Below are 26,332 nucleotides of genomic sequence, written 5' to 3' on the forward strand. Positions count from 1 at the left end.
TGCGAGGACAAGGTTCCCGCGCCCGCGCCGTAGGGGCGCTCGAGGCGGGCGGACAGCGGCGGAATTCATCGAAACGTGTGAGGATGAGTACATGGCCAAGTTGAGAACCGTCCTGGCAGGACTGGCCGCGACCGCGCTCCTGCTCACGGGCTGCACCGGCGATGCCGACGACGACATCGCAGTCGCCGAACGATGGGACTTCCACTCCCGTCCCGATCTCGCCCCTCCGAAAGTCGAGATCGACTCGGCAGCGTTCCCCACCGACGATGGGGACCTGTCGACCCTCCTCGCGCCGAAGGGCCAGACGAAGACCGACGAGAAGTCGTGGGTCGGCGGACTCATCCTCGATGCCGCCGGCGACCCGCTGTGGATCCGTGAGGGCGGCGATGCGCTGTGGGACCTGCGGGTACAGGAGTATCGTGGAGAACCGGTTCTCACTTGGTGGGAGGGTCTGGCGGAGACTCCGCACACCGCCGGCGAGGTCGTCATCCTCGACGCCTCGTACCAGGAGATCGCCCGCGTGGGCATGGGCGGCGAACTGCCCCAGGACACCTCGGATCTGCACGAGACGACGATCACCGATGACGACACCATGTTCCTCCTCTCCTACGTCAAGACCCAGACCGATCTCAGCTCCGTCGGCGGAGGCGCCGATGGCTGGGTGTGGGAGGGCATCGTCCAGGAGGTCGACATCGCCACCGGCGAGCCCCTCTTCGAATGGCACTCCCTCGACGCCGTTCCCGTCGACCAGTCCGAAGCCGAACTCAAGGACGGCGAAGGCACGAAGGACGAACCCTTCGACTACATCCACCTCAACTCCGTGGACGAGGACGACGACGGTGAGTCCCTCCTTGTGTCCGCCCGCAATACGCATGCGATCTACCAGCTCGACCGGAAGACGGCGGATCTCAACTGGGTCCTCGGCGGCAAAGCTTCGGACTTCGAGATGGGTCAGGGGGCGACGTTCGCCTGGCAGCACGATGCCCGCCGCCGCTCCGATGGGACGCTGACGCTCTTCGACAACCATGCCGCGCCCCGCCTCGGCGACACTCGCGGGCTGCGTCTCGACGTCGATGAGAAGAAGAAGCGCGCCGAGGTGGTCACCGAGTATCCCGCCCCCGACGACCGCTCGTCGGGCAGTCAGGGGAACCTGCAGGAACTCGACAACGGCAATGTCGTCGTCGGATGGGGTTCTGAACCCTATGTCTCGGAGTTCACGAAGGACGGGAAGCTGCTCACCGACCTCACCTTCGTCGGCGGGTCGAACTACCGCGCGTACCGCTCCGATTGGCATGCCCAGCCGGTCGCCCCGCCGACGGCCACGAAGACCGAACCGCAGCCCGATGTCACCCGCATCCACATGAGCTGGAACGGCGCCACCGAGGTGGAGTCGTGGCGGGTGCTCAGCGGAGATGACGACGACCATCTCAGCGAGAACACGGTCGTCGAACGCACCGGGTTCGAAACCGCCGTGGATATCACCCCGAACGGGTCGAAGATCATCGTCGAAGCCCTCGATGACGATGGCAAGACGCTCGCGTCGGCGCGAGTGGCACCGCGAGTGCACTGAAGTCAGACTCCGTCACCGGGAACATGTCGAGGCGATAACGGGCCTAACGGAACGGTCACGATTGCACCAGAGCCCCGGTTTTTCGGGGTTCTCCAATCTTCATCACTCACAATTGGGTTATGAGCTCCGACCACTCCCCTCGTTTCACCCCCGAAGAATCCCGCATGCTCTTCGGCTCCGAATCCGCCGGTTCCGGATCCCCTCACCCCGGCCGCTCCGCGAACCCGCCGGTGGCCCACCTGACCACCAGCGTCGACCGCAATCATCACTTCTCGAGGTTCGTCCCGGTCCTCGTCCTGCTGGCGGCGATGTGGGTCGTCGAGATCGTCGATGCTCTCCTCCCCCTCGACCTCGATGCCTTCAGCCTGCAGTCGTGGAATCCGCTCTCGCTCTACGGGCTGGTCACCTCACCGCTGCTGCACTCGGGATTCGGCCACCTCATGGCCAATACGTTCCCGTTCCTCGTCCTCGGCATCGTCATCGCGTTCGAAGGTTCGCGCCGATTCTGGCAGGTCACCGCGATCACTGCGCTCGCTTCGGGTCTCGGCGCCTGGCTGACCACCTGGCCGGGTCAGCACATCATCGGCGCCTCGGGAATTGTCTTCGGCTTCTTCGGATACCTCGCGGTGCGCACCTGGTTCACCGATGACGTGCTGCGCAAGATCGTCTACTTTGCGATCGGGCTCTTCATCTTCGTCACCTACGGGGCCTCGATGATCTTCGGCATGCTGCCGCAGACCAATGACATCTCCTGGCAGGGTCACCTCTTCGGATTCGCCGGCGGCATCTTCGCCGCGTGGCTGCTTCACCGCCGGCGCCAGGACGGCCGACACAGCCGCTGACCGCTGCGTGCTCTCGCGTTCAGGTCCCGGCCGCCTCGGGCAGGGCCGTTCGGCACCGTCGGGCGGAGGTGACTGTTCGCTCGGTGCTGCGTTCAGCGGGAGTGGAACTTCTGCTGCACGGCGTCCAAACCGTCATTGATGAGAGCTTCGACGGCGTCGGCGAGGTCGGAGACGAAGATCGGCAGTGTGGTCCGTTCGTCTTTGGAGAACGGACGCAGCACATGATCGGCGGTGTCCTGCCGGCCGGGAGGCCGTCCGACTCCGGCCCGTACCCGCAGATAGTCCTTCGTCCCCAGCACCGAGGTCATCGAACGCAGGCCGTTGTGGCCGCCTTCTCCCCCACCCCGTTTGGCTCTGATCGCGTCGAAGGGAAGGTCCACATCGTCATGAACGGCGATGATCCGTTCGGTGGCGATGCCGTAGAAATCGGCCAGCTGCCTGACCGGCCCGCCGGATTCGTTCATGTATCCGGTCGAAGTTCCCAGCACCACACGGGGCCCGGGCACTCCCGGCACGCGGCCGGTGGGCAGGCGGCCGGTGCCGACATTGGATCTCAGCTTCGTCCGGGTGAGGCCCGTGCCGATACGTGAAGCGAGTTCGGCAATGACCATCTGTCCGATGTTGTGACGGGTCGCTTCGTATTTGGGGCCGGGATTGCCCAGCCCGAAGACCAACCAGGCTTCGTTCGTCATTGCCGTCCTTCGTCTGTCTGTTCTCCGCCGATCCGGCGCAAGCCTACCCCGTGAGGCACTTGTGGCGTGCACGCGGGTCGGTGCTGGTCCAAGCGCGTCAGGGCTGGCCGCCTGCCCGAGAGTCAGGGGGTGTCACTGTGCGCGATTGCCGTCGGCGATGGCCCGGGGCTGAGACGAATTCGGTGGGCCGCCTTGTAGGCGACCCACCGAATCGAGTGTTCAGTCTGCACTCACCTCAGCACCGAGGTGCCGTGGTGTGAAAAGATCACTCCTCCTCGGAGGAGCCTTCTGCACTTGCGGACTCTTCGGTCGACTCTTCGCCGGTCGACTCTTCGGCAGCCTCGTCCTCTGCGTCCGACTCGGTGTCCATCTCAGCCTCTTCCGAGACGTTGACGATGAGCAGCTCTTCGTCGGCGATGAGTTCGACGCCGGCGGGCAGCTCGACCTGACCGGCGAGGACGTGCTCGCCTGCAGGACGGCCGTCGACGGAGATCTCGATGAGTTCGGGCAGACGGGTCGCATCGGCCTTGACGGCGATGGTCGACTCCTCCTGCGAGACCATGGTTCCGGGTGCGGCCTCTCCGATGATGTGGACGGGCACGTCGACCTCGATCTTCTCACCGCGCTTGACGATGATGAGATCGAGGTGCTCGATCTCGCGACGGACGGGTTCGATCTGCACATCGCGGGCGATGGCGAGGACGTTCTTGGATCCGTCGGTGCTTTCGATCTCGAGCAGCGCGTTGGCGTGCTTGAGTGCCAGCATGGTGGCGTGGCCCTCGAGCGAGATGTGCACGGGATCGCCGCCGTGTCCGTAGACGACCGCGGGGATACGTCCGGCGCGGCGGATGCGGCGCGCTGCGCCCTTGCCGAACTCGTTGCGAGCTTCGGCCAGAAGTTTGAAGTCAGCCATTTTCTCTCCTTCGTGGTGAACTTATCTTCGAGCACCACGGCGAAACAGCCTGGATCCGCTGCAAATCTCGAGAAACCGGTCCTCAGGGATTCGTGGGATGCCGACCGCGTCGATCACGGAGACGAGATCCGTCTCCCTCGCCGAGGCAACCTGATCATTCTACGGCACTGTCCGCGACGGCACCAAGTCGGCTGTTCACGGCATCGGCACAGGCGTCGATTCCCACCTCGGTGAGCAGGATGTCGTAGTGATTCGTGCCTTGGACGTCGATGACGCTCATGTGCGGCCACTTCCGCGCATAGTCGGCGGTGAGTTCGGGCGGGTAGAGGCCCGGTTCCGCCGCGACGAGATCCCGTTCGGCGAAGAGGAAGACGACCTCGGCCTGGGCCCGGTCGTCGCCCATGATCGTTTCGAGTGCACTCTGGTATGCCGACCCGGTGTACATATCGGCCGAATCGGCCTGCATCGCTTCGATCGACGTCGACGGTTGGAAGGAATCGTCGTCCTTGGCCGCAAGGTCGTAGACGAAGCTCTCGGTGGCTACCGTGTCGAGTCCGTCGACGAAGGCCGGATGTGCGGCGAAGAACGCCAGGTACTCCTCGATGGAGCCGAAGCTCATCGACAGACGCTCGGCGGCAGGCCCGAGCACGGCGGCGATGAGATCGTCGGTGTCGAGGTCTTCGTCATTGAGGTCATCGACCGGCGCTCCGCCGCTGGGCTGCCCCTCGGGCAGGGGAAGTCCCCCGTCGATGAGGACGGGGCCGCGGAAGCGGTCGGCCGCCTCGGTGCCGGCAGCGGTGCTCTTGGTGGTTCCGGCAAGAGTCATCGCAACGAACCCGCCCATCGAATGTCCGACGAGCGTCACGGAGCCGTCCGGGGCGAAGGCATCGATGGCGGCGCGGACGTCGGCGGCATGGACGGCCATTCCGTAGGGGCCGGGCAGGGTCCGGGAATCGGCACGTCCGCGCAGGTCAGGGCCGATGACGCGGACCCCAGGCAGGGCGGAGACGAGCCCGGCGAAGAAGAGATGATTCGAGGTGATCCCGTGGATGACGCAGACGGTGGGCACGTGCCCGGGACCGGCAGCGACCGGCTCCCACACCCCCACGGACAGCTGCCCGCCTTCCACGTCCACGCGGTAACGGTTGTAATCGTGTGACGACATCGTCGCGGATCCCTTCGCTTTGGCGTTGCTACCAGTGTAGATCGTCCGGGGCGCGGAAACGATGGGCCTGGGTCGGCACGAAGACCACGGGCCATCGCGGCAGCGGAGACCACGGGCGCGAAGGACACGGGTCATTGCGGCTGCGGAGACGAAGGAACCCCGAGCCGGTGACGACTCGGGGTTCCTGTGCGCGTCGCGGGATTCGCGGCGAGCGGATTCGGTCGGTCTCAGACCTCGAAGAGGCTGGTGACCGATCCGTCTTCGAAGACCTCGTGCACGGCCCGGGCGATGAGCGGGGCGATCGAGAGCACGGTGAGCTTGTCGAAGATCTTGTCTTCGCTCAGCGGCAGCGTGTTGGTGACGATGACCTCTTCGGCCACGGAGTTCGACAGACGTTCGACGGCGGGGCCGGAGAACACGGCGTGGGTGGACACGACGATGACGCCCTTCGCGCCGGCGGCCATGCAGGCGTCGGCGGCCTGGACGATGGTGCCGCCGGTGTCGATCATGTCGTCGACGAGCACGCAGGTGCGGCCTTCGACCTCTCCGACGACACGGTTGGCCTTCGTCTCGTTCGGGCGGGTGATGTCGCGGGTCTTGTGGATGAACGCCAGCGGCACGCCGCCGAGCGAGTTCGACCAGTTCTCCGCGACCTTGATGCGTCCGGCATCGGGCGAGACGACAGCAAGCTCACCGGGGTACTTGTCCTTGACGTAGCCGGCGAGGATCGGCATTGCGATGAGGTGGTCGACGGGGCCGTCGAAGTAGCCCTGGATCTGCGCGGTGTGCAGGTCGACGGCGATGATGCGGTCGGCACCGGCGGTCTTGTACAGGTCGGCCACGAGGCGGGCGGAGATCGGTTCGCGTCCGCGGTGCTTCTTGTCCTGCCGAGCGTACGGGAAGAACGGTGCGATGACGGTGATCCGCTTGGCCGAGGCGCGCTTGAGGGCATCGACCATAATCAGCTGCTCCATCAGCCATTCGTTGATGGGAGCGCAGTGCGACTGCAGGACGAAGACGTCGCTGCCGCGCACGGACTCGGAATAGCGGACGTAGATCTCACCGTTCGCGAAGTTGTAGATGTCGGTGGGGAGGAGTTCGGTCCCCAGGTTCTCCGCGACTTGTTCGGCGAGTTCGGGGTTCGCCCGACCGCTGACCAGGACGAGCTTCTTATCGCCCGTCGTCGTTATCTCATTCACTAATCCGTTCCCCTTCGGATGCGTTTTCGGCCGCCTGCGCTGCAGGTGTGCCGGGACGGTTTGTCTGGACCCAGCCCTCCAGGTTGCGCTGTGGGGCCACCGAGATGGCCAACGCTCCTGCAGGGACATCCTTGCGCACCGTCGTGCTTGCACCCGAATAGGCGCCGTCGCCCACGGTGACAGGGGCGACGTACATATTGTCCGAGCCCATGCGTGCATGCTTGCCGATGACGGTGCGGTGCTTGTTGACGCCGTCATAGTTGACGAACACCGAGGCGGCGCCGATGTTCGTGCCTTCCCCGATCTCGGCGTCGCCGACGTAGGAGAGGTGGGGGATCTTGGCGTCCTTGCCGATTTCGGCGTTCTTCGTCTCCACGAAGGTGCCGATCTTTCCGGATTCGCCGAGCTTGGTCCCCGGACGCAGGTAGGCGAAGGGTCCGACGTTGGCGCCGGCACCGATGACGGCGAGCTCCCCGTGGGTGCGCACGACGTGTGCTCCCGATCCCACCTCGGTGTCCTTGAGCGTGGTGTCGGGGCCGACGACGGCGTCGGCGCCGATGTCCGTGGCACCGAGCAGCTGGGTGCCCGGCAGGATCGTCGCGTCGGCGGCGATCGAGACGTCGACGTCGATCCACGTGGTGTCGGGGTCGATGATGGACACGCCTGCACGCATGAACTTCTCGCACTGGCGGCGGTTGAGCTCCTTGCCCAGGTTCGCCAGCTGCACGCGGTCATTGGCTCCCTCGACCTGCCACAGATCGTCGGTGGCGGTGGCGGCGACGGACAGTCCGGACTGGCGGGAGTGGCCGATGACGTCGGTGAGGTACTTCTCGCCTTGGGCGTTGTCGGTCGTCAGCGAGGCCAGCCCCTCCTTCAGCGCAGCGGCGTCGAAGGCGTAGATGCCGGAGTTGATCTCACGGATGGAGCGCTCGTCATCGTCCGCGTCCTTCTGCTCGACGATGCGCAGCAGAGAGCCGTTGGCATCACGGACGATGCGTCCGTAGCCATTGGGGTCGTCCACCTCGGCGGACAGGACGGTCACGGCGTTGGCCGCGGATTCGTGGATCTCGACGAGACCGTTGATCGTCTCGGTCGTCAGCAGCGGCACATCGCCGTAGGTGACGACGACGGTGCCGGTGAGGTCTTCGGGCAGCTGGGTGAGCGCACATTCGGTGGCGCGGCCGGTGCCGGGCACTTCGTCCTGGTCGGCGATGAGCAGGGTGCGCTGGGAGGTCACCGGCAGGGAGTCGAGGTGAGCGACGAGCTGGTCGCGTTCGTGTCGGACGACGACGATGAGATGTTCCGGCGACGTTCCGGCGGCAGCGGAGACAGCATGGTGGAGCAGGGAGCGCCCGCCGATGGGATGCATCACCTTCGGAAGAGCCGACTTCATTCGGGTTCCCTGGCCCGCAGCCAGTACGATGACGGCGGTCGGACGAGTCTGCGACATTGTTGAATCCTTCGCATGTCGGTTGGGGCCAGCTCCGCCCATAGGATTCGAACCTATACTGCACGGCTCCAAAGGCCGGCGTGCTGCCATTACACCAGGGCGGAACAGCGTGCACCAGTTCAGGGGCCCGCGCTCACGAGACACCATCATGCCACTACGATTAACTCTATGGAAATTCTACGCGAGATTCTTCTGACCCTGCATCTGGTCGGAATGGCGATCATTGTCGGCGGTTATTTCACCGTCATCCGCTCCCCCAGAGTGCTTCCCGGAATGCTGCACGCCTCCTATCTTCAGCTCATCACCGGGCTTCTGCTCATGGGCCTGGCCGAGATGGGCGACGGCAGCGTCAACCACATGAAGATCGGCATCAAGCTGGTCGTGGCGATCCTCGTCACGGTCTTCGCCTTCATCGGCAACAAGAAGCAGAAGGCCTTCGCCGCGGCCGCCCCGGCCGAGGGCGCAACGGCGACGGCGGTGAAGAACCCCTCGGCGACGATGGCGCATCTGACGTTCGCATTCGCGATCATCAACGTCATCGTGGCAGTCTTCATCCACTGACCCACCCCTCTTGCTACCTGACGGCGGCGCAGCAACTTCGCGCGAGGTTGCTGCGCCGCCGTCAGGTAGTTCTGGGAGGGTGTGTTCGGCGTGCGCGTTGGACGAGGAGCTATTGCGGGTGCGGAGGGGAATCGCCCCGTGTCGGACCCGGGCGGTATCGTTATGGGCGACATGACTGCTGCAGCTGAACACACCGACCATGCCGCCGACGCCGACTCCCGAGCGGCCGAACTCCTCACCGGGCTCAATCCGCGACAGCGCGAGGCCGTGATCCACACCGGATCTCCGCTGCTCATCGTCGCCGGTGCCGGATCGGGCAAGACCACCGTCCTCACCCGTCGCATCGCCTATGCCCTGGCCACGGGACGCGCACATCCCGGTGAGGTCCTCGCGATCACGTTCACGAACAAGGCCGCCAAAGAGATGGCCGAACGCGTGTCCTCCATCGTCGGCCCGGCCTCCCGATCCATGTGGGTCTCGACGTTCCACTCCTCCTGCGTGCGGATCCTGCGCCGGGAGGCGAAGATCCTGGGCATGAAGTCGAACTTCACCATCTATGACGCCCAGGACGCGCAGCGACTCGTCGCACAGATCCTCAAGGAACTCGGCCTCGATACGAAGAAGTACGCACCGCGGGCGATCCTCCATCGGATCTCGAACCTCAAGAACGAGCTGCAGACTCCGGACGATTTCATCCCCCGTCCGAACAATCCCGCCGACGAGGTGCTCGCCGACGTCTTCCGGCGATACACCGCTCGTCTGCGCTTGGCCAATGCCTTCGACTTCGACGACCTCATCGCCGAGACCGTCCACCTCTTCGGGGCCTTCCCCGAGGTGGCCGATTCCTACCGTCGTCGCTTCCGCCACATCCTCGTCGACGAATATCAGGACACGAACCCGGCCCAGTATGCGCTCATCAAGGCACTGGCCGGGGACGGTGCCGGTGGCGCGACCGGGGCCGAACTCACCGTCGTCGGTGACGCCGACCAGTCGATCTATGCCTTCCGCGGCGCCACGGTCCGCAACATCGTCGAATTCGAGAAGGACTTCCCGACCGCGGACACCATTCTGCTCGAGCAGAACTATCGGTCGACGCAGAACATCCTCGACGCGGCGAACGCCGTGATCGCCAACAACGACGACCGCAGAGAGAAGAAGCTGTGGACCTCGGAGGGCTCGGGCGAGCAGATCGTCGGCTGGGTCGCCGAGAACGAGCAGGGTGAGGCCCGCTTCATCGTCGACCGCATCGACGACCTCATCGACGAAGAGAAGTACACCTACGGCGACTTCGCCGTGTTCTACCGCACGAACGCTCAGTCCCGCGCGATCGAGGATGCCCTGGTCCGCTCGGGCATTCCGTACAAGGTCGTCGGCGGCACTCGCTTCTACGAGCGCAAAGAGATCAAGGACGCCCTCGCCTACCTGCGCGTGATCGCCAACCCCGATGACGACGTCAATCTGCGCCGCATCCTCAACGTGCCCAAACGGTCCATCGGCGACCGCACCGAAGGTCTCATCGCGGACTTCGCCGACCGCGAGAACATCAGCTTCTACACCGCTCTGGGTCGGCTCGCTGAGATCCCCCACCTGAGTTCCCGCGCGCAGACTTCGGTGCAGAAGTTCTACGACCTCATGCAGGACCTCCGCTCCACTGCCGAATCCTCGCCGCTGTCGCGTGTCATCGAAGCGATCCTCGAACAGTCCGGTTATCTCGAATCGCTGCAGAAGAGCACGGATCCCCAGGATGAGTCCCGCGTCGACAACCTCGCCGAGCTCGTCGCCGTGGCCGAAGACTTCGTCGCCACCCGTGAGTCTGCCGCTGTCGCCGAGGCGGAAGAGACCGACACCCCCACCGAGGCGGCCGCGCCCGCAGACGACATCCCCGCCGAGGCGGCCGCTGCCATCGATGAGACCGGCACCGCGGGTGCCGCGCCCGGTGTCGGGCCGGCCGCGATCGACCAGTTCCTCGAACAGGTCGCTCTGGCCTCCGACACCGATCAGATCCCCGACGCGGAACTGGGACAGGTCACGCTGATGACGCTGCACACGGCTAAGGGGCTGGAGTTCCCCGTCGTCTTCCTCACCGGTCTCGAGGACGGCGGCTTCCCTCATTCGCGGTCGTTCGAGAATCCGCAGGAGCTGTCCGAGGAACGTCGTCTGGCGTATGTCGGGCTCACTCGTGCCCGGCAGCGGCTGCTCGTCACCCGAGCCGAGACCCGCAGCATGTGGGGCCAGCCGCAGTACAATCCGCCGAGCCGGTTCCTGGCAGAGATCCCGGAGACCCTCATCAGCTGGGAGAACACGGGCAGCTTCTCGGGCGGGTTCTCCGGGGGATTCGGTTCAGGCGGCTACGGCTCCGGAGGGGCACCGTCCGGGTATTCGGGAGGCTCCCGCAGCTTCGGCTCGACCCGGTATTCGGGAGGTTCGTCGCGTTCCCGTTCGAACGCAAGTTCCTCGTCGCCGGTGGCAGGATTCCCCAACCGAATCCGTCCCAATCGTGAGGTCATCTCGGTCGAGGTCGGTGAGAAGGTCTCCCACGAGTCCTTCGGTCTCGGCACCGTCACCGAGGTCAACGGTGTCGGAGACAAGACCGTGGCCGTCGTCGATTTCGGTTCGGCCGGGTCGAAGCGCCTGCTGCTGCGCTACGCCCCGATCGAAAAGCTCGGCTGAGACGGCCTGCCGGGCCTCACTCCCGGTCGAATACGTCGAGGGCGACTGCGGAAACCGCAGCGAAGCCGGGCAGAAGACGAAAGCGCCGAGGAGAACTAGAGTTCTCCTCGGCGCTCTTCCATGCCGGACGCGGCTATGGATCAAAGATCATTCGTTGCCAAGCTTGCCATCGACTCCGTCGCGACCCTTGTTGATCTGGTCATCGAACTTACCACCGGTGGCGTTGTTAGCGGCGTCAGCAGCCTTACCCAGGCCCTGGTCGCTGATCTTCTCACCCTTATCGCTATTCAAGGCGTCCTTGGCTTTGTTTGTCAGATCGTCCAGTCCCATGCTGTCTCCCTTCCTCGGAAAGGGTTCTCAGCGAACCCCTTGACGCCTTTCACCCTGCCACCGATTCCGTCGGCACGACACCGAGGAGCCCCGTTTCTCAGCGAATGCACATAAACCTTGTCTTCTGGTCTTCAGCGTGCCTTCGAGGCCCTCACGGTCATCGCGAGGTGGGGACGATGAAGGCCAGACTGACGAGGAGCACCGCGAAGAGGAGACATGTCGCGATGTCGACGGTTTTCGAACGGTTGGTCCACACATCGGTCCACGGCTCGGGCATCGCCCGCAGCGCGGCCAGAGCAGTGGGAACGACCGCCAGAACCACGGCGCCGACCCGGAAGTCGATGAACGTACAGGCCGCGGCGGCGATCGCGCCCACGAGGCACCCGAGGAGCACCCAGTCGCGTCTGGTGGGATGGGCGTACCGGCGTTTCCAGTAGATCCACCGTTTCGCGATCGGGCCTCTCCCCCGCCGTGCGTGGCGGGGGTGAGGACGCTTCATCTCAGTGGAAGAAATGGCGGCTCCCGGTCAGGTACATGGTGATGCCGGCTTCTTCCGCAGCCGCGATGACCTCCTCGTCGCGGATCGACCCGCCGGGCTGGACGACGGCGCTCACACCGGCATCGATGAGGATCTGGAGACCATCGGGGAACGGGAAGAAGGCATCGGAGGAGGCGACAGCACCGGTGGCACGTTCGGCACCGGCGCGCTCGACGGCCAGCTTCGCGGAGTCGACGCGGTTGACCTGCCCCATGCCCACACCGACGGATGCGCCGCTCTTGGCCAGCAGGATCGCATTGGACTTCACGGCCCGTCCGGCCTTCCACGCGAACTCGAGGTCGGCGAGGATCTCCGGGCTGGCTGCCGGTCCGGCCGCCAGAGTCCAGTACTGCGAAGAATCGCCTTCGGCCTGGAAAGCGTCCCGGTCCTGGACGAGGAAGCCGCCGCTGATCGGTTTGATCTCTGCGGTGGGAGCATCGATGTCTCCGAGTGCGAGCAGACGCAGGTTCTTCTTCGTCGAGAGAATCTCGAGCGCCTCGGCGCTGAAGGACGGCGCGGCCAGGCATTCGGTGAAGATCGGCTTGATCGAAGCCGCCAGATCGGCATCGACTTCCCGGTTCGTGGCGATCACGCCGCCGTAGGCCGAGAGCGGATCGCATTCGTGGGCGGCGCTGTGGGCGGCGGCGGCGGTCTCGGCAACGGCGATGCCGCACGGATTCGCGTGCTTGATGATGGCCACGGCCGGCTGGTCGAAGTCGAATGCGGCACGGATCGCGGCATCGGTGTCGGTGTAGTTGTTGTATGACATCGCCTTACCACCGAGCAGTTCGGCGCCGGCGATTCCGCGAGTGCCGTCGGAATAGACCGCGGCCGCCTGGTGCGGATTCTCCCCGTAGCGCAGGTCGGCGATCTTCTCACCGGTGAGTCCGGCGAACGCGGCTTTGTCGTCTCCGGCGAGTTCGGAGGCGAACCAGGAGGCCACGGCGGAGTCGTAGGCGGCGGTGTGGGCGAAGGCGCGGGCGGCGAAGGAACGCCGAGCCTCGAGGTCGAAACCGTCTCCGGCAGCGGCTTCGAGCACCGATGAATAATCGGCCGGGTCGGTGACGACGGCGACGGTGGGATGGTTCTTCGCCGCCGCCCGCACCATCGACGGTCCGCCGATGTCGATCTGTTCGATGCAGTCATCGAATCCGGCGCCGCTGGCGACCGTGTCGGCAAAGGGGTAGAGGTTGACGACGACGAGGTCGAAGGGTTCGATCTTGAGTTCGCTGAGCTGCTCGAAATGCTCAGGTTTGCGGGAATCGGCGAGGATTCCGGCGTGCACACGTGGGTGGAGGGTCTTGACGCGGCCCTCGAGGCATTCGGGGAACCCTGTGAGCTCTTCGACCTTCGTCACCTCGGCTCCCGCCTCGGCGATCTTGCCGGCAGTGGAGCCGGTCGACACGATCTGGACTCCGGCCGCGTGGAGTCCGCGGGCCAGCTCGTCCAACCCGGTCTTGTCATAGACGCTGATGAGCGCCCTCTTGATCGTGCGGGTTCCTGTCACTGATCCTCCTTGAGGTTCGGTCGCCGGTCGGTTCTTCTCACGGCTGGGGTCAATTGGCGGTCATCGCCGAGGCGGCATATCCGCGGACATGCCGACCGTCGACGACGAGGTCGGAGTGGGCCAGGTGCGCGAGCAGACGCACCAGCTCTTCGCGTTCTCGGGCCTTGATGAGTTCGTGCACGGTCTCTTCGGTGTCGTCATCAGCGATCGGCACTGCGTATTGGGTGATGATCGGACCGGTGTCGACGCCGGCGTCGACGAGGTGGATGGTTCCGCCGGTCAGCTTCACTCCATGGGCGAGAGCATCGCGGACGCCGTGTGCGCCGGGAAACGACGGCAGCAGCGCCGGGTGCGTATTGATGATCCGCGACGGGAACGCTGCGACGAAGCTCTCGCCGAGGATGCGCATGAACCCGGCCGAGACGACCCAGTCGGGTGCGAGTTCGGCGACGACGTCGCGCAGCTCTTCGTTCCATGCGGCACGGTCGGCGAAGTCCTTGGGGCGGACGACGAAGGTGGGGATGTCATGCTTCTGGGCCCGGTCCAGCACTCCGGCCGTAGGCGAGTCCGAACCGACGGCGAGGATGTCGATGCCGTGCTTCCCATCGGCGAAGGCGTCGATGACCGCCTGGGTGAGGGTACCGGATCCTGAGGCCAGAAGAACGATGTGCACCCGACCAGTCTAACGTCTGTGGCCGGGCTCGGTCGCCGCCCCACCATCACCGGCAGGCATCCTGCCGAGGCATTTGTCAGGCGACTATGACAAACTGGCGGGGTGACGTCACCACACAGCACTGAAGAGAAGAAGGCGCCGACTCCCGAAGAGGAGAAGCAGGCTGCTCCGGCACGACACGGGCTCGTCCTGATCCTGCTCATCCTCGCGTCCGTTCTGACGTTCACCTATCAGCTTCCGTTCAAGCTTGCCGCGATCGGCTTCTCCATCGCCGCGATCGTGTGGTCGGTGAAGTACATCGTCGCCGTGGTCAAGACCAAGCAGCGTCGGAACATGTCGTTGGGCATCCTCGGTGGACTTCTCAGCCTCTATCTCATCTTCTCGACGGCCTCGTCGATCATCCTCTGGCCGGTGCAGTCGAACTACGAGGAGTGCCTGCGTGATGCGATCACGCAGCAGGCTCAGCTCTCATGCACCAGCGAGTACCAATCCGGGCTCGGAGACTGGTTCAAGCAGCTCACCGGGCAGGAACTCGACCTGCCGGGCACCAAGTGATCTTCGCCCGTCCGGGCTCGCCCAGCCGAGACTGAGCCGTTCAGCACAACGACCGGCGGCACGGCGAGCGGCAGCACGACGGCGACCGCCGAGCAGTCGTTGCGTTCGATCAGGCCTCGCGCCACGCCGCCTCTGACCGCAGCTGGTCCAACTCTTACCGCGGCTCATCCTCGTCGGATGCTGGATCATCGAGATCCGCGGCCTCCGGCTCAACATCGCTCTGCTGCGCGTCTTCGCGGTCGACGCCCGCAGATCCATCGGAAGTGAACTCATCTCCATCGGTCTCGCTGTTCTCCTGCTGCAGGCTCGACAGTCGGATGAGGAGCAGTCCGACGGCCAGTCCCACTCCGATCCACACCGTGATGGCAACGGCCGACAGCAGCGCCGACGGGCCGAAGCCGGCGAGACCGAACGGTCCCAGCGCTCCGCGCGAGAAGACGCCGAGGACTGCAGAACCGACGAACAAAATGCCGGAGGCGACACCGAGGCCCGGCCATGAACTCTCAGCGACTTCGCGAGCCCGGACCCGCCCCAGGATCGTGCCCAGCAGCCCCAAGAGGACCAAGATCACCGGGGCGGCCATCGTCCACGCGGGGTATTCGCCGCTGAGCAGCTGCAGCACCGGGACATCGGGCACCGGCGAGGAAGTCGACCGGAACGCCGAACTGACGTCCGCTCCGCCGACGACGACTCCCGTCCCGGCGCTCCACGACAGGGCCGAGTAGAGGATGCCCGGAGCGAAGAGGAACTGGACGATGAACAGTCCGACGCCCGCGGCCAGCGGCGCGCTGTAGACCTGCAGGGACTCGGTCACTGCCTGCCAACGGAAGACGAAGCCGACAGCGAGCTCGAGCACAGCCGCCGCCAACGCGCCCCACAGCAGACGACGAGCCAAACGGGTCCCGACGTTCCACGTCTCGTCATCGACAGTGCGCAATCCGGGGATGTCGCCGATGCCGCGGACCCTGAGGAAACCGCAGGCCACGGCAGTGACGAGGAAGAGGAGAAGGCGGAGGATCCCGGACGGGGAGACGCCGGCGTGACCGACGACGATGGCGAGCACGAGAAGAGGCCCGGCGTAGCCGACGACGAAGGTGCCGAGAGCAGCGGCCATCACCGTCCACCACTGGCCGGGTGCGTCCTCTCCGGTATCCGAGGTGTCAGCTGCTGCACCTTCGACCAGCCGCTTCGCAGCGCCGGCCACGAGGAACCACAGTCCGAGGGTGACCAGGCTGGGAGCGATGGAGAATTCGAATCCGAGCGTCGACACGCTCAGGCCCGAGACCGCCGCCCACAGCGCGAATGCCCATTCGGGAATCGCGGAGTAGGGAAGCTGCGAGCCGAGTCCGACGATCCAGAAGACGATCGCCGCCACGAAGCCGGCAGGCACGATGATGAGGTCGATCTTCACGACCTCGAGCAGAGCTGCGAGGATCGGGCGACGATAGGGCTGGGGGTGAGGAGAAGTGTGCATCACGACCATTTTCGCTGACTACGGGGCGGCTTCCTGGTATTGACAACGCGATTCCCTGCTCTGGGACGTACAATTGCGCCAGGACAGGCTTGTACACGCAAAGGATGAACCCAACGATGAGCAACGGGAACGATCACCCCCATTTCCCGCCACCACCCAGCGAGCCTCCGGAGGCCGGCCGATCGAAGCCGAACTCGGAACCGCAAACGGACGCAGGCATCGAGGGTTCGGCAGCACCCGACGATGTGAAGAAGCCGCCGGAAGCCTCGGCAGACTCGGATTCCTCCGGGTCCGCGGTTCCCGACGACCTGGCGCCCCCGCTGGGACAGTCCGGAGACGGCTCCGCGGCGCGCCCCACCGTGGCCCCGGCCTCATCGCAGCCGAATCAGGCGCCTCAGTACTCGGGTCCCGGAGCACAGAACGCGCAGAGCGGTCCGAATGTGCCCTACCAGAACTCTCAGTATCAGAGTGCGCAGGGCTCTGCTGGTCAACACCCCGGAAGCCAGCCCCAGGGCGGTCAGCATCAAGGCGGCGCCCCGTACCCCGGAGCACAGAATCAAGCCGGACCCAATCAGCCCAGACCCGACCAGCCGAGCCAGTACTCGTCGAACCCGTATCAGACCGGTTCGGGACCGGACAGCCAGCGGACCGGTTCCGGTCCCGGACAGTCGCAGGCCATCCCGCAGCCGGCGCCGGCTCCGGGCTTCGCCGGTTCGCAGGCGACCGCAACACGGGCCGACTCCCGCCCCGAGAAGAAGAAGAGCAGGCTTCCGCTCTTCATCACACTCGGTGCCGTCGCCCTCGTCATCATCCTCGTCCTCGCCGGCATCTTCGTCATCGGCAGCGTCAACAAGAACAAGTACGGGCCCGACAAGGTGGCAGAAGACTACATCGCCGCGCTGAACAAGGGCGATTTCGCGGCTGCGGAGAAGATCGCGCCGTCACCGCGTCCTGAAGGGACGAACCTCGACCTGCTGTCGAAGAACTTCACCGAATCCTCCTCGGCGAAGATCGAGAAGGCCAAGGTCGAGTCCTCCAAGGTCGATGGGGACAGCGGCAAGGTCCTCGTGTCCTATGAACTCGACGGCAGCGAGTACAACGTCGAGCTGGCAGCGAAGAAGGATGGCAAACAGGACCTGTTCTTCGACAAATGGACGCTGACCGGGCCCGAGCTCAATGTCATCTCCCTCGACGTTCCCGCCGCTGACGGTCTCACCGTCAACGGTCAGGACTACACGGCGAAGTCGGGAACCACGTCGTTCGCCGTCTACCCCGGCAAATACGACTTCAAGATCCCCAAGAGCAAATGGGTCTCGGAGGCCTCGGATTCCGCCGGAGTGAACTTCCCGAAGGCTTTCGCCCCGGGCGGTCAGCCGAACCAGGGTCAGGTCTCCCCCACGACTCTCAACCTCGATCTGGCACCGACGGGCGCGTTCGAGAAAGAAGTGCAGAAGCAGGTCGAAAAGGAACTCAAGAAGTGCTTCGACAATAAGAGCATCAAGCCGAAGTGCAAGTTCATCAAGTACGACCCGACCGAGATCCCTGTCGGAGGTTCGGACAAGAAGCTCGATGATCTGGCGAAGGACGGCACCGCGAAGTGGGACATGAAGAACATGCCCAAGGTGAAGGCCAGCTTCGGTACGGCAGATACGAACACCGGTTCGTTCTTCACCGACAAGCCCGGCAAGTTCAACTTCTCCGTCGACGGCAAGAAGTCCGGTTCCTCATACTTCTCCAACGGCAACGCACTGTCGGTGTCGGGAAGCGTGAAGATCGACGGAGACAAACTCAAGGTCGAATTCTTCGACTTCTGATCCTGCGCAGCTTGACCACCTCGCCGAGGCGGTGAGAGCACGAAGGCGGGCCCGCAGCGACCGATACCGGTCACTGCGGGCCCGCCTTCTTCGTTGCGAATCCGCTCAGCCCATCGCCGTCCGGGTCGGGCGCTCGACTCCGGCGACGTCTTCGAACCAGGAACCTGCGGCCATGACCGATTCGTCGGCGAAGCGCTTCCCGGCGATCTGCACTCCGATGGTGCGCCCATCGGCCGTGAACCCGCCCAGCACGGTCGCGGCAGGCTGTTCGGACATGTTGAAGGGCATGGTGAACCCGATGTGTCCCATCGGCTCGTGCACTCTCGGGTAGGGCATCGGCTGCTCGGCCGGGAACGCCGCGCCCGGTGCTGTCGGCGAAATGATGAGGTCGAACTCGGCCGTGGCGGTGATTGTGCGACGGCGGATCTCCTGCACGCTGTGATAGCAGCTCATGAGCTCGACACCGCTGACGTCGGCCCCGCCCTGAGCCCACTGTCGGATATAGGGCAGGATGAGCTCCTGCTCCTCCACGGGCAGGGCCTTGAGGTCGCCCCAGGACCGGACCCTCCAGAACAGGTCCATGTCATGGAGCAGATCGTCGTCGATGAACGGGTCGAGGGGGACGAGCTCGGCGCCGGCGGCAGCGAACCGTTCGGCCGCCTCGGTGATCGTCGACAGCACCTGCGCGTCGGGGGCGACCCCGCACCCGGCATCGAGCTGCAGTCCGATACGCAGTCCGCGCGGGTCGAAAGCCGGCGAATCGTGTCCGGGAAGAGCCTGCGTCTCGTCGGCGGCGAATCGCGGCAGCCTCGAATAGTCCCGGTCATCGGGGGCGGAGATGATGTCCATGGCGGCCTTGACGTCAGCCATCGATCGGGTGAGGGGCCCGGCGCATCGACCGAGGTACGGGCCGTCGAGCGGGACCCGACCGAAGCTGGGCTTGAGTCCGGTCAGTCCGAGCCAGGTGCACGGCAGGCGGATGGATCCGCCGATGTCCGAACCGATGTGGATCGGTCCGTACCCGGCTGCCGCGGCCGCTCCGGCTCCGGCGCTCGAACCACCGGTGGTGAGCGCGGGGTCGAGCGGTGACCGGGTGATGCCGTGCAGCGAGGAGACGCCCGAGGACAGCATGCCCCAGTCGGGCATCGTCGTGGAGCCGAGGATGACGGCACCGGCCTCTTCGAGTCGCTGTGTGATCGGCGCATCGTGGTCGGACACCGGCATGTCCACCCAGGCGTGCCCGCTGGGCAGCGGCACGCCGCGGCGGGCGATGTTCTCCTTGATCGTGACCGGCACCCCGTCGAGGTCGCTCAGCGGTCGGCCCTCTCGCCATCGGGCGGCGCTGGCCACGGCCGCGGTTCGAGAGCGTTCGTCATCGCGGTGGAAGAGTGCGTTGATCGTCGATTCGCATTCGTCCATGCGGTTCACGACCGCGCTGTGCACCTCAATCGGGTCGAAGTCTCCCTTGGCGAATCCGACGACCATGTCGGATGCGCTGTGATCGGCAAGCGTCGTGTTGCCCATGTCCTGCCCTTTCTCTCGATGATGAAAACCGTGTTGCCCGGCCCCGAGTGCGTGCCTCCGGCCCCGAGTGCGCACGCCCGCGCCGCGTCGCCGCCGACCGGAGTCGGTGCCGTTCCGGCGTTGTTCAGCCGCTGGCGGCGAGCGCGTCCGTCAGGCTCGGGGTCGCCGCGATGAGTCGCCGCGTGTACGCCTGCCGCGGGTTCGCGTAGATGTCCTCGGTCGCACCGGATTCGACGATCCGGCCGTCTTTCATGACGATGATCTGCGAGCACAGGTGTTGGACGACGCCGAGGTCGTGGGAGACGAAGAGGAGGGTGAGCGCATAGTCCTCGACGAGGTCGGTGAGCAGGTTGAGCACCTGCGCGCGCACCGACACGTCGAGGGCGGAGACGGGTTCGTCGGCGACGAGGATCTGCGGCCGTGTCACCAGGGCTCGAGCGATCGAGATCCGCTGTCGCTGCCCGCCGGAGAATTGGTGCGGGTAGCGGCGCAGGGAGCGCGCGTCGAGGTCAACTGCCTCGAGCATCTCCTCGACCCGTGCGATGCGTTCGTCCTTCTCGATTCCTGCGGCGATGAGCGGTTCGGCGACGATGTCGGCCACACGCATGCGCGGGTCGAGTGAGGCGAAGGGGTCCTGGAACACGATCTGCAGATTCTCCCGCAGGGCGCGCAGGGACCGTGAGCTCGCCGCCTCGACGCGGATGTCGCCGACGCGCACGTGCCCGGTGGTGGGCCGGTCGAGTCCCGAGAGGATGCCCAGCAGCGTCGACTTCCCCGATCCCGATTCGCCGACGATGCCCAATCGCTCCCCCGCCGCAACGCTGAAGTCGATGCCGCCGAGCGCGGTGACATCCGAACGGCGCCGACCGAACAGTCCCCGTCCCTTGAACACTCGGGTCACGTCTGCGACCTCGATCAGCGGCGCAGAGTCCCTCGCCGAGGCGGCCGCACCGACATCGTCGACCGCGATGTTCCCTCCCGCCGGGTCGTCTGCCTCGACGGTCTCGGTGCCGACCGGGTCCGGGGTGTCCTCCCCCGCCGAGGTCTGCGGGCCGGTGTAGGCGAGCGCGGTCTTGAGGGTGAAGAGGCGTCCGTTCCCATCGGTGGCTTCCAGGTCGGACGAGGCCAGGAGTCCGCGAGTGTAGTCGTGCTGCGGATCGGTGAAGATCTCGGTCACGGTGCCGGTTTCGACGATGCGGCCGCGGTACATGACGATGACTCGGTCGCAGACACCGGCGACGACGGCAAGGTCGTGGGTGATGAACAGGAGCCCGGCTTCCACGGCCGAGACCCGCTCGGCGATGAGGTCGAGCATGTGTCGCTGCACGGTGACGTCGAGGGCCGTGGTCGGCTCGTCGCAGATGAGCAGCTTCGGCAAGTTCGCCAGCGCGATTGCGAGCATGACTCGCTGTCGCTGTCCGCCGGACATCTGGTGGGGATAGGCGAAGCGGGCGCTGTCCGGGTCGGGCATGCGCACATCCTCGAGCAGCTCTTTCACCCGTGCCGGGATCTGGGCTCGTGGGATCTTGCCGTGGATGCGCAGCACTTCAGCGATCTGGTCGCCGATGCGCATGAGCGGGTTGAGTGCGCTCATGGGTTCCTGGAACACCATGGACACGATGTCCGAGCGCAGGCTCGCCAGTGTCTTCTCGTTCGCTTCGAGGAGGTTCCCGTGATGGCCCTGCAGGTGCACTCGGCCTTCGGCGTGCAGCTCTTCGGGCAGCAGCCCCATCACGGATTGGGCGGTCAGGGACTTGCCCGAACCGGATTCCCCGATGAGTCCGACCCGCTCGCCCGGCTCCAGGTTCAGACTGACATCGTGGAGCACGGCGGCGTCGGCACCGGAGGGGGTGATGGTGAGGTCGCGGACCTCGAGCAGATTCTCAGCCACGACGAGCCTCCATCTTCGGATCGAATCGGTCACGCAGCCCATCGCCGAGGAGGTTGAACCCGAGCACGGCCAATGCGATGAACATGCCCGGCCACAACGCAAGTTCGGGGTGGGTGGACAGGAACTGCTGGGACTCCTGGAGCATCCGTCCCCAGGAGGGCACCGGAGCCTGGGTGCCGAGGCCGAGGAAGGACAGCCCCGCCTCGGCGAGGACGGAGATCGCGAACGCCACGGAGGCTTGGACGATGACCATGCCGGCGATGTTCGGCAGCACATGGACGACGGCGATCGCCGAGACCCGGCGGTTCGATGCCCGCGCCGCGCGCACGTATTCGGATCCGAGCACCTGCAGCGTTCCGGATCTCGCCACGCGGGCGAAGCCGGGGATCGCTGCGATGCCGACGGCGATCATGGCCGGCCCCGTTCCCGGTGAGAACACGGCGGCGAAGATGATCGCCAGCAGCAGGGCTGGGAACGCCAGCAGGATGTCGTTGGCGCGCATGATCACCGCGTCGATCCATATGCCCCACGACTGTTTCGCGAACAGGGCCGCGATGATCCCGATCGGGGTGCCGATGAGCAGAGCGATGCCGACGGCGACGACTCCGACGAGGAGGGTGATCCGGGCTCCGAACATCACCCAGGTCAGTGTGTCCCGCCCGAATTTGTCCGTGCCGAACGGGTGGGCGAGGCTGGCGGACTGCAGACGGGCGACCGGGTCGATCTCGCTCGGGGCGTAGGGCGTCCAGATGAAGGACACGAGCGCCAGACCGACGATGAGGGTGACGAAGCAGGTGCCGATGATCATCGAAGCGTTGAGACGCAGCGACTGTCGCGAACTGGTCGCCGGTCCCCTCGCACGAGCGGTCGCGGCGTCGACTGCGACGTCATCGCGGGGGTCGGTGGCACCGGTGGGGGTCTGGCTCATGCGGCGTTCCTGATCCGAGGGTCGACTACGGGCACGAGGATGTCGACGATGAGGTTGATGATGAGCACCAGCAGGACGAGCACCATGACGATGCCCTGGACGGCGACGAGGTCGCGGTTGGCGACGGCGCGCACGAGTTCGGAGCCGATGCCGGGCAGGACGAAGATCTGTTCGATGATCACGGCCCCGACCAACAGGGTGGCCAATTGGACGCCGGCGACGGTGATGACGGGGATCGCCGCATTGCGCAGTCCGTGCACGAACAGCGCCCTCGTCTTGGTCAGCCCTTTCGCCCGGGCGGTGCGGATGAAGTCTTCGCGCATGACGTCGAGCACGGCTGAACGCACATAACGGGTGAGGATCGCCGCCTGCACGAGAGCCAACGACACCACCGGCAGGACGAGACGCAGAACGAACCCGCCGAATCCTTCGACCGGAGCCATCCACCCTTGGGAGGGGAACCAGCCGAGGCGGAGTGAGAAGACGATGACGAGGATGATCGCGGCAAGGAAGTTCGGGATCGCGATGCCGACCTGGCTGGCGGCCGAGATCGTCACGCCGATCCAGTTGCGCTGTCCGAGGGCGGCGAAGGTGCCCAAGGGCACGGCGATGAGGATCGACAGGACGATCGCGGCGATGACGAGGATCGCGGTGACTTGGACGCTGTCGATGATGACCGGAGTGATCTCGGCACCGGTGACATAGGACGTGCCGAAGTCCCCGCCGAGCATGCCGCCCACCCAGTCGAAGTACCGGATCACGGGCGGACGGTCGAGGCCGTACTGTGCTTCGAGAGCCGCCACGGCCTCAGGCGTGGCATTCGTCCCCAATGCCACCTGTGCCGCATTGCCCGGCAGCAGGCTCATCAGGGCGAAGACCACCACCGAGGCGACGAGGAGGGACAGCGCGAACTGGATCGCGCGGTTGATCGCATAGGTGAGCATCGAACCGGTGGGTCAGTTCCAGCTCAGGTCGGCGATCTTGAACGCATCGGAGACCCGGTTGGCGGGGATCCCTCCGATGTCGGACTTGGCGATCACGAGGTTCGGGAAGAGGAACAGGAAGTCCGATGCGGCATCCTCGGTGATCGTCTTCGCGATCTCCTTCATTCCGGAGATGTATTCCTCTTCCGTGCCGGTGTCGGCCTTCTCGGCGATCTTCTCGATCTTCGCATCGTCGTAGCCGATGTAGTAGTCGTCGGAGAACACAGTGAGGATATCGCGCGGTTCGGCGTGGTTGATCACCGACATGTCGAAGTCGTGTTCGGTGAACGTCTTGTCCAACCACACGGCCGGGAATTCCTGGGTCTCGATGTTCGCTTTGAGACCGACCTCTTCGAGCTGGGCGGACACGATTTCGGAGATCGCCTTCGCGTACGGCAGGTTCGGCACGGTGAAGGAGAATTCCTCGCCCTTGATTCCGGCGTCGCTGACGAGCTGCTTGGCCTTCTGCGGGTCGTGCTTCCACACCCCGGTGAGATCTTCGTAGTACGGGTCGGTCGGCGGGACCATGGATCCGATGAGTTCACCGTAACCGGCCCAGGCGGTGTCGAGGACGGCCTTGCGGTCGATGGCGTACATGACGGCTTCACGGGCCTTCTTGTCCTTGAAGATGCCGTCCGCGTTGTTCATCGACAGCACGACTTCGCCGTTCGTGGTGCCGGAGACGATCTGGTAGTCGTCGCTTTGGAACTCTCCGGCCAGTTCGGGGGCCTGCAGGTTGGAGACGAGGTCGATCTCTCCGGACTTCAGTGCGTTCGACGCCGAGACCGCGTCCTTGAAGTATTTGAACTGGACCTTCTCCAGGGCCGGCTTCTCACCCCAATAGTCATCCCGGGCGGCGAAGTCGATTGACTGTCCCCGAGTGAACTTCTCGATCTCGAAGGGCCCGGTGCCGATCGCTTCGTTGGCCAGGTCCTCAGTGCCTTCGGTGTCGAACACGGCTCCGACGAGGCTGGTGAGGTTGAACAGCCACGTATTTGAGGGCTTCTTCAGTTCGATCTCGACGGTGTTGTCGTCGGGAGTGTCGATGGACTTGACGATGTCCATCTTCGCCTTGAGTGCGTTCTTCCAGTCCTTCTGCACCCGCTCATAGGAGAATTTCACGTCTTCGCTGGTCAAGTCGGCGCCGTTGGAGAACTTCACGCCTTCCTGCAGTTCGAAGGTGTAGGTCTTGCGGTCGTCGGAGAGACTCCAGTCCTTCGCCAGTGCCGGTTGGATCTCGCCCTCTTCGTCGAGGCGGACGAGGGATTCGTAGACGTTCTCCATCAGTGCCTCGGGGATGGCGACTCCCGAAGTGGAGGTGAAGTCGAGGTTGACCGGTTCGGCGGTGAAGGCGATGCTCATCGAATCCTTCTTCTCCCCGTCGTCGCCGGAGTCCGAAGCTCCCGCCGAACAGCCGGTCAGCAGCATGCTTGCGGCCGCCGCTGCCGCCACCCACTTCATGATGCGCGGAGTCTTCATTGTTCTCCTCGATTTCGCCGACCGCAGAGAGGGTCGTTCGCCAACACTCAAGCACCGTCAGTGTATCCGAAATTCTCACTAGTCGAAGCGCTCAGGTTCACATGTTGGATCAGGTGAGCTGGCCTGTCGGACTCACCGGACGAGAGCATGCGAACCGGTTCTTCGGGCCTCACGGACGGGGCGATGCGCAGCGTCCGGTCGAACTCCCGAACCCGAGCAGGTGACGTGAGACTTCAGAGATTCGTTTCGGCGGCGAGGACCTCGGCGAGAGCATCGAAGGCGATGCGGCGATGTGACCGCGAGTTCTTCTCCTCGGAGCTCATCTGCGCGGTGCTCAGCGTCGACCCGTCGGGGACGAAGATCGGATCGTAGCCGAAGCCGTTCTCCCCCATCGGCTCCGTAGCCAGGCGCCCGGGCATGACGCCTTCGGTGGTGAATTCGCGACCGTCGGCGGTCACCGCGGCCGCTGCGCAGCGAAACTGCGCACCCCGGTGTTCGGCGGCGATGTCGCTCAGCTGCGCGAGCAGGAGCTCGAGGTTGGCTCTGTCGTCGCCGTGGCGTCCCGACCAGCGGGCGGAGAAGATCCCCGGCGCCCCGCCGAGCACGTCGACGCTGATGCCCGAGTCATCGGCGATCGCGGTGCGACCGGTCGCCGCAGCGGCGGCGCGAGCCTTGATGAGGGCATTGTCGGTGAATGTCACCCCGGTTTCGGCGACATCGGCCAGGCCCGCCTCGGCGGCGGTGAGCACCTGGGTGTCGGCGCCGAGGACAGGGCCGAGGATGGCCAGCAGCTCCCGCTTCTTGCCCTCATTGTGGGTGGCGAGGACGAACGTCGTCATCGCGTCAGCACTTCGGACTGGAGGCGAGTGAGTTCGCTGCAGCCGTGCGCGGCCAGGTCGAGGAGTTTGCCGAGCTCGTCGCGATCGAAGGGTGCGCCCTCAGCGGTGCCTTGGACCTCGACGAACTTGCCCGAACCGGTCATCACCACGTTCATATCGGTTTCGGCTCGGGAATCCTCGACATAGGGCAGGTCGAGCAGAGGCTCACCGTCGATGATGCCGACGCTGATGGCGGCGATGGAGTCGATGAGCGGATTGTGGGCTGCGGGGATGAGACCGGTCGAGCGGCCCTTGTCGATGGCATTCGCCAGGGCGACATAGGCGCCGGTGATCGAAGCCGTGCGTGTGCCCCCATCGGCTTGGAGGACGTCGCAGTCGAGGACGAGGGTGTTCTCGCCGAGCTTCTCCATGTCGATGACCGCGCGCAGGCTGCGGCCGATGAGGCGGGAGATCTCGTGGGTGCGTCCGCCCAGCTTGCCCTTGACGGATTCGCGGGTGTTCCTGGAGTCCGTGGCCCGGGGCAGCATCGCGTATTCGGCGGTCACCCAGCCGCGACCCTGGCCCTTGAGCCAGCGAGGCACGCCTTCGGTCAGAGATGCCGCGCAGAGGACACGGGTATTGCCGAACTCGATGAGCGCCGAACCCTCGGCAGTGTTGATCCAGTCGGGGGTGATCCGGACTTCACGGAGTTCGTCTGCCTGACGGCCGTCTGCTCGCACGGTGTGCCTCTTTCAT

Annotated in this window: 23 protein-coding genes and 1 tRNA gene; 6 read left to right on the plus strand and 18 right to left on the minus strand. The window is 65.2% G+C overall.

Features of this window, described 5'->3' with window-relative positions:
* The first annotated feature begins 91 nt into the window (after positions 1-91).
* Together ACQE2J_RS14195 and ACQE2J_RS14200 are read left to right on the plus strand one after the other, a co-directional pair.
* Entirely contained in the window at positions 92-1,570 is a 1,479-nt protein-coding gene (locus ACQE2J_RS14195) for an arylsulfotransferase family protein (RefSeq protein WP_426936511.1), read from the plus strand.
* Between the two features lie 119 nt (positions 1,571-1,689).
* On the plus strand, positions 1,690-2,412 hold the full coding sequence (locus ACQE2J_RS14200) for a rhomboid family intramembrane serine protease (RefSeq protein WP_425120550.1): 723 nt from the start codon (positions 1,690-1,692) through the stop codon (positions 2,410-2,412).
* A gap of 92 nt (positions 2,413-2,504) precedes the next feature.
* On the opposite strand, the gene pth is transcribed toward ACQE2J_RS14200, so the two are convergent.
* From pth to ACQE2J_RS14230, 6 genes are all read right to left on the minus strand, one after another.
* The gene (pth, locus tag ACQE2J_RS14205) at positions 2,505-3,104 is read right to left on the minus strand and encodes an aminoacyl-tRNA hydrolase (RefSeq protein WP_135542115.1); all 600 of its coding nucleotides are present in this window, start codon (positions 3,102-3,104) and stop codon (positions 2,505-2,507) included.
* A gap of 265 nt (positions 3,105-3,369) precedes the next feature.
* Positions 3,370-4,017, minus strand: coding sequence for a 50S ribosomal protein L25/general stress protein Ctc (locus ACQE2J_RS14210; RefSeq protein ID WP_135542117.1), 648 nt, complete (start codon positions 4,015-4,017; stop codon positions 3,370-3,372).
* 154 nt (positions 4,018-4,171) lie between these two features.
* Positions 4,172-5,182, minus strand: coding sequence for an alpha/beta fold hydrolase (locus ACQE2J_RS14215; RefSeq protein ID WP_135542119.1), 1,011 nt, complete (start codon positions 5,180-5,182; stop codon positions 4,172-4,174).
* A 227-nt stretch (positions 5,183-5,409) separates the two neighbouring features.
* Positions 5,410-6,381 carry a ribose-phosphate diphosphokinase gene (locus tag ACQE2J_RS14220; RefSeq protein ID WP_135542121.1) on the minus strand — a complete coding sequence of 324 codons (972 nt, stop codon included), beginning with the start codon at positions 6,379-6,381 and terminating at the stop codon, positions 5,410-5,412.
* Entirely contained in the window at positions 6,374-7,831 is a 1,458-nt protein-coding gene (gene glmU / locus ACQE2J_RS14225) for a bifunctional UDP-N-acetylglucosamine diphosphorylase/glucosamine-1-phosphate N-acetyltransferase GlmU (RefSeq protein ID WP_135542123.1), read from the minus strand. Before glmU ends, ACQE2J_RS14220 begins: the two co-directional genes overlap by 8 nt.
* 32 nt (positions 7,832-7,863) lie before the next feature.
* Positions 7,864-7,935, minus strand: a tRNA-Gln gene (locus tag ACQE2J_RS14230).
* Between the two features lie 64 nt (positions 7,936-7,999).
* Here ACQE2J_RS14230 and ACQE2J_RS14235 point away from each other — a divergent pair.
* Together ACQE2J_RS14235 and ACQE2J_RS14240 are read left to right on the plus strand one after the other, a co-directional pair.
* Positions 8,000-8,392, plus strand: coding sequence for a hypothetical protein (locus ACQE2J_RS14235; RefSeq protein WP_135542125.1), 393 nt, complete (start codon positions 8,000-8,002; stop codon positions 8,390-8,392).
* Between the two features lie 171 nt (positions 8,393-8,563).
* Positions 8,564-11,062, plus strand: coding sequence for a UvrD-helicase domain-containing protein (locus ACQE2J_RS14240; RefSeq protein ID WP_426936512.1), 2,499 nt, complete (start codon positions 8,564-8,566; stop codon positions 11,060-11,062).
* Between the two features lie 147 nt (positions 11,063-11,209).
* On the opposite strand, the gene ACQE2J_RS14245 is transcribed toward ACQE2J_RS14240, so the two are convergent.
* The 4 genes from ACQE2J_RS14245 to purN all read right to left on the minus strand — a co-directional run bounded on the left by ACQE2J_RS14245 (position 11,210) and on the right by purN (position 14,110).
* A complete protein-coding gene (locus tag ACQE2J_RS14245) occupies positions 11,210-11,392 on the minus strand; it encodes an antitoxin (protein WP_426936513.1) in 183 nt (60 codons plus the stop codon).
* A 157-nt stretch (positions 11,393-11,549) separates the two neighbouring features.
* Entirely contained in the window at positions 11,550-11,891 is a 342-nt protein-coding gene (locus tag ACQE2J_RS14250; protein WP_135542132.1) for a DUF3017 domain-containing protein, read from the minus strand.
* A gap of 1 nt (position 11,892) precedes the next feature.
* Positions 11,893-13,437 (minus strand): bifunctional phosphoribosylaminoimidazolecarboxamide formyltransferase/IMP cyclohydrolase, encoded by a 1,545-nt coding sequence (purH, locus tag ACQE2J_RS14255; protein ID WP_426936514.1) that lies wholly within the window; start codon positions 13,435-13,437, stop codon positions 11,893-11,895.
* A 49-nt stretch (positions 13,438-13,486) separates the two neighbouring features.
* Complete coding sequence (gene purN / locus ACQE2J_RS14260) at positions 13,487-14,110, minus strand: phosphoribosylglycinamide formyltransferase (protein ID WP_426936515.1); 624 nt, start codon at positions 14,108-14,110, stop codon at positions 13,487-13,489.
* Positions 14,111-14,212: 102 nt separating this feature from the next.
* On the opposite strand from purN, the gene ACQE2J_RS14265 reads away from it, so the two are divergent.
* Entirely contained in the window at positions 14,213-14,665 is a 453-nt protein-coding gene (locus ACQE2J_RS14265) for a hypothetical protein (RefSeq protein ID WP_135542138.1), read from the plus strand.
* A 154-nt stretch (positions 14,666-14,819) separates the two neighbouring features.
* On the opposite strand, the gene ACQE2J_RS14270 is transcribed toward ACQE2J_RS14265, so the two are convergent.
* Positions 14,820-16,139 carry a DUF6350 family protein gene (locus ACQE2J_RS14270; RefSeq protein ID WP_426936516.1) on the minus strand — a complete coding sequence of 440 codons (1,320 nt, stop codon included), beginning with the start codon at positions 16,137-16,139 and terminating at the stop codon, positions 14,820-14,822.
* A 116-nt stretch (positions 16,140-16,255) separates the two neighbouring features.
* Between ACQE2J_RS14270 and ACQE2J_RS14275 the strand changes: the two genes are divergently transcribed.
* Positions 16,256-17,953, plus strand: a complete 1,698-nt coding sequence (locus ACQE2J_RS14275; protein ID WP_426936517.1) for a hypothetical protein — start codon at positions 16,256-16,258, stop codon at positions 17,951-17,953.
* Positions 17,954-18,058: 105 nt separating this feature from the next.
* Here ACQE2J_RS14275 and ACQE2J_RS14280 read toward each other — a convergent pair whose 3' ends face one another.
* The 7 genes from ACQE2J_RS14280 to rph form a co-directional block, all read right to left on the minus strand.
* On the minus strand, positions 18,059-19,477 hold the full coding sequence (locus ACQE2J_RS14280) for an amidase (RefSeq protein WP_135542142.1): 1,419 nt from the start codon (positions 19,475-19,477) through the stop codon (positions 18,059-18,061).
* A 124-nt stretch (positions 19,478-19,601) separates the two neighbouring features.
* Positions 19,602-21,368, minus strand: coding sequence for a dipeptide ABC transporter ATP-binding protein (locus ACQE2J_RS14285; RefSeq protein ID WP_426936518.1), 1,767 nt, complete (start codon positions 21,366-21,368; stop codon positions 19,602-19,604).
* On the minus strand, positions 21,361-22,296 hold the full coding sequence (locus ACQE2J_RS14290; protein WP_135542146.1) for an ABC transporter permease: 936 nt from the start codon (positions 22,294-22,296) through the stop codon (positions 21,361-21,363). Before ACQE2J_RS14290 ends, ACQE2J_RS14285 begins: the two co-directional genes overlap by 8 nt.
* Positions 22,293-23,240, minus strand: a complete 948-nt coding sequence (locus ACQE2J_RS14295) for an ABC transporter permease (RefSeq protein ID WP_135542148.1) — start codon at positions 23,238-23,240, stop codon at positions 22,293-22,295. The genes ACQE2J_RS14290 and ACQE2J_RS14295 overlap by 4 nt, the downstream gene beginning before the upstream one ends.
* Positions 23,241-23,252: 12 nt before the next feature.
* Positions 23,253-24,758, minus strand: a complete 1,506-nt coding sequence (locus tag ACQE2J_RS14300; protein ID WP_135542150.1) for an ABC transporter substrate-binding protein — start codon at positions 24,756-24,758, stop codon at positions 23,253-23,255.
* Between the two features lie 233 nt (positions 24,759-24,991).
* A complete protein-coding gene (gene rdgB, locus ACQE2J_RS14305) occupies positions 24,992-25,597 on the minus strand; it encodes an RdgB/HAM1 family non-canonical purine NTP pyrophosphatase (RefSeq protein ID WP_135542151.1) in 606 nt (201 codons plus the stop codon).
* Entirely contained in the window at positions 25,594-26,316 is a 723-nt protein-coding gene (gene rph / locus ACQE2J_RS14310; protein WP_135542153.1) for a ribonuclease PH, read from the minus strand. Before rph ends, rdgB begins: the two co-directional genes overlap by 4 nt.
* Positions 26,317-26,332: the final 16 nt, after the last annotated feature.

Origin of the sequence: Brevibacterium sp. LE-L (genome assembly GCF_050214925.1) — a bacterium.
GTDB lineage: Bacteria > Actinomycetota > Actinomycetes > Actinomycetales > Brevibacteriaceae > Brevibacterium.

What these genes read in the sequence shown, in the direction of transcription:
- ACQE2J_RS14195 (WP_426936511.1), top strand. Translation starts at nt 92, where the DNA reads ATGGCCAAGTTGAGAACCGTCCTGGCAGGACTGGCCGCGACCGCGCTC.
- ACQE2J_RS14200 (WP_425120550.1), top strand. Translation starts at nt 1,690, where the DNA reads ATGAGCTCCGACCACTCCCCTCGTTTCACCCCCGAAGAATCCCGCATG.
- pth (WP_135542115.1), bottom strand. Translation starts at nt 3,104, where the DNA reads ATGACGAACGAAGCCTGGTTGGTCTTCGGGCTGGGCAATCCCGGCCCC.
- ACQE2J_RS14210 (WP_135542117.1), bottom strand. Translation starts at nt 4,017, where the DNA reads ATGGCTGACTTCAAACTTCTGGCCGAAGCTCGCAACGAGTTCGGCAAG.
- ACQE2J_RS14215 (WP_135542119.1), bottom strand. Translation starts at nt 5,182, where the DNA reads ATGTCGTCACACGATTACAACCGTTACCGCGTGGACGTGGAAGGCGGG.
- glmU (WP_135542123.1), bottom strand. Translation starts at nt 7,831, where the DNA reads ATGTCGCAGACTCGTCCGACCGCCGTCATCGTACTGGCTGCGGGCCAG.
- ACQE2J_RS14235 (WP_135542125.1), top strand. Translation starts at nt 8,000, where the DNA reads ATGGAAATTCTACGCGAGATTCTTCTGACCCTGCATCTGGTCGGAATG.
- ACQE2J_RS14240 (WP_426936512.1), top strand. Translation starts at nt 8,564, where the DNA reads ATGACTGCTGCAGCTGAACACACCGACCATGCCGCCGACGCCGACTCC.
- ACQE2J_RS14245 (WP_426936513.1), bottom strand. Translation starts at nt 11,392, where the DNA reads ATGGGACTGGACGATCTGACAAACAAAGCCAAGGACGCCTTGAATAGC.
- ACQE2J_RS14250 (WP_135542132.1), bottom strand. Translation starts at nt 11,891, where the DNA reads ATGAAGCGTCCTCACCCCCGCCACGCACGGCGGGGGAGAGGCCCGATC.
- ACQE2J_RS14270 (WP_426936516.1), bottom strand. Translation starts at nt 16,139, where the DNA reads ATGCACACTTCTCCTCACCCCCAGCCCTATCGTCGCCCGATCCTCGCA.
- ACQE2J_RS14275 (WP_426936517.1), top strand. Translation starts at nt 16,256, where the DNA reads ATGAGCAACGGGAACGATCACCCCCATTTCCCGCCACCACCCAGCGAG.
- ACQE2J_RS14280 (WP_135542142.1), bottom strand. Translation starts at nt 19,477, where the DNA reads ATGGGCAACACGACGCTTGCCGATCACAGCGCATCCGACATGGTCGTC.
- ACQE2J_RS14290 (WP_135542146.1), bottom strand. Translation starts at nt 22,296, where the DNA reads ATGAGCCAGACCCCCACCGGTGCCACCGACCCCCGCGATGACGTCGCA.
- ACQE2J_RS14295 (WP_135542148.1), bottom strand. Translation starts at nt 23,240, where the DNA reads ATGCTCACCTATGCGATCAACCGCGCGATCCAGTTCGCGCTGTCCCTC.
- ACQE2J_RS14300 (WP_135542150.1), bottom strand. Translation starts at nt 24,758, where the DNA reads ATGAAGACTCCGCGCATCATGAAGTGGGTGGCGGCAGCGGCGGCCGCA.
- rdgB (WP_135542151.1), bottom strand. Translation starts at nt 25,597, where the DNA reads ATGACGACGTTCGTCCTCGCCACCCACAATGAGGGCAAGAAGCGGGAG.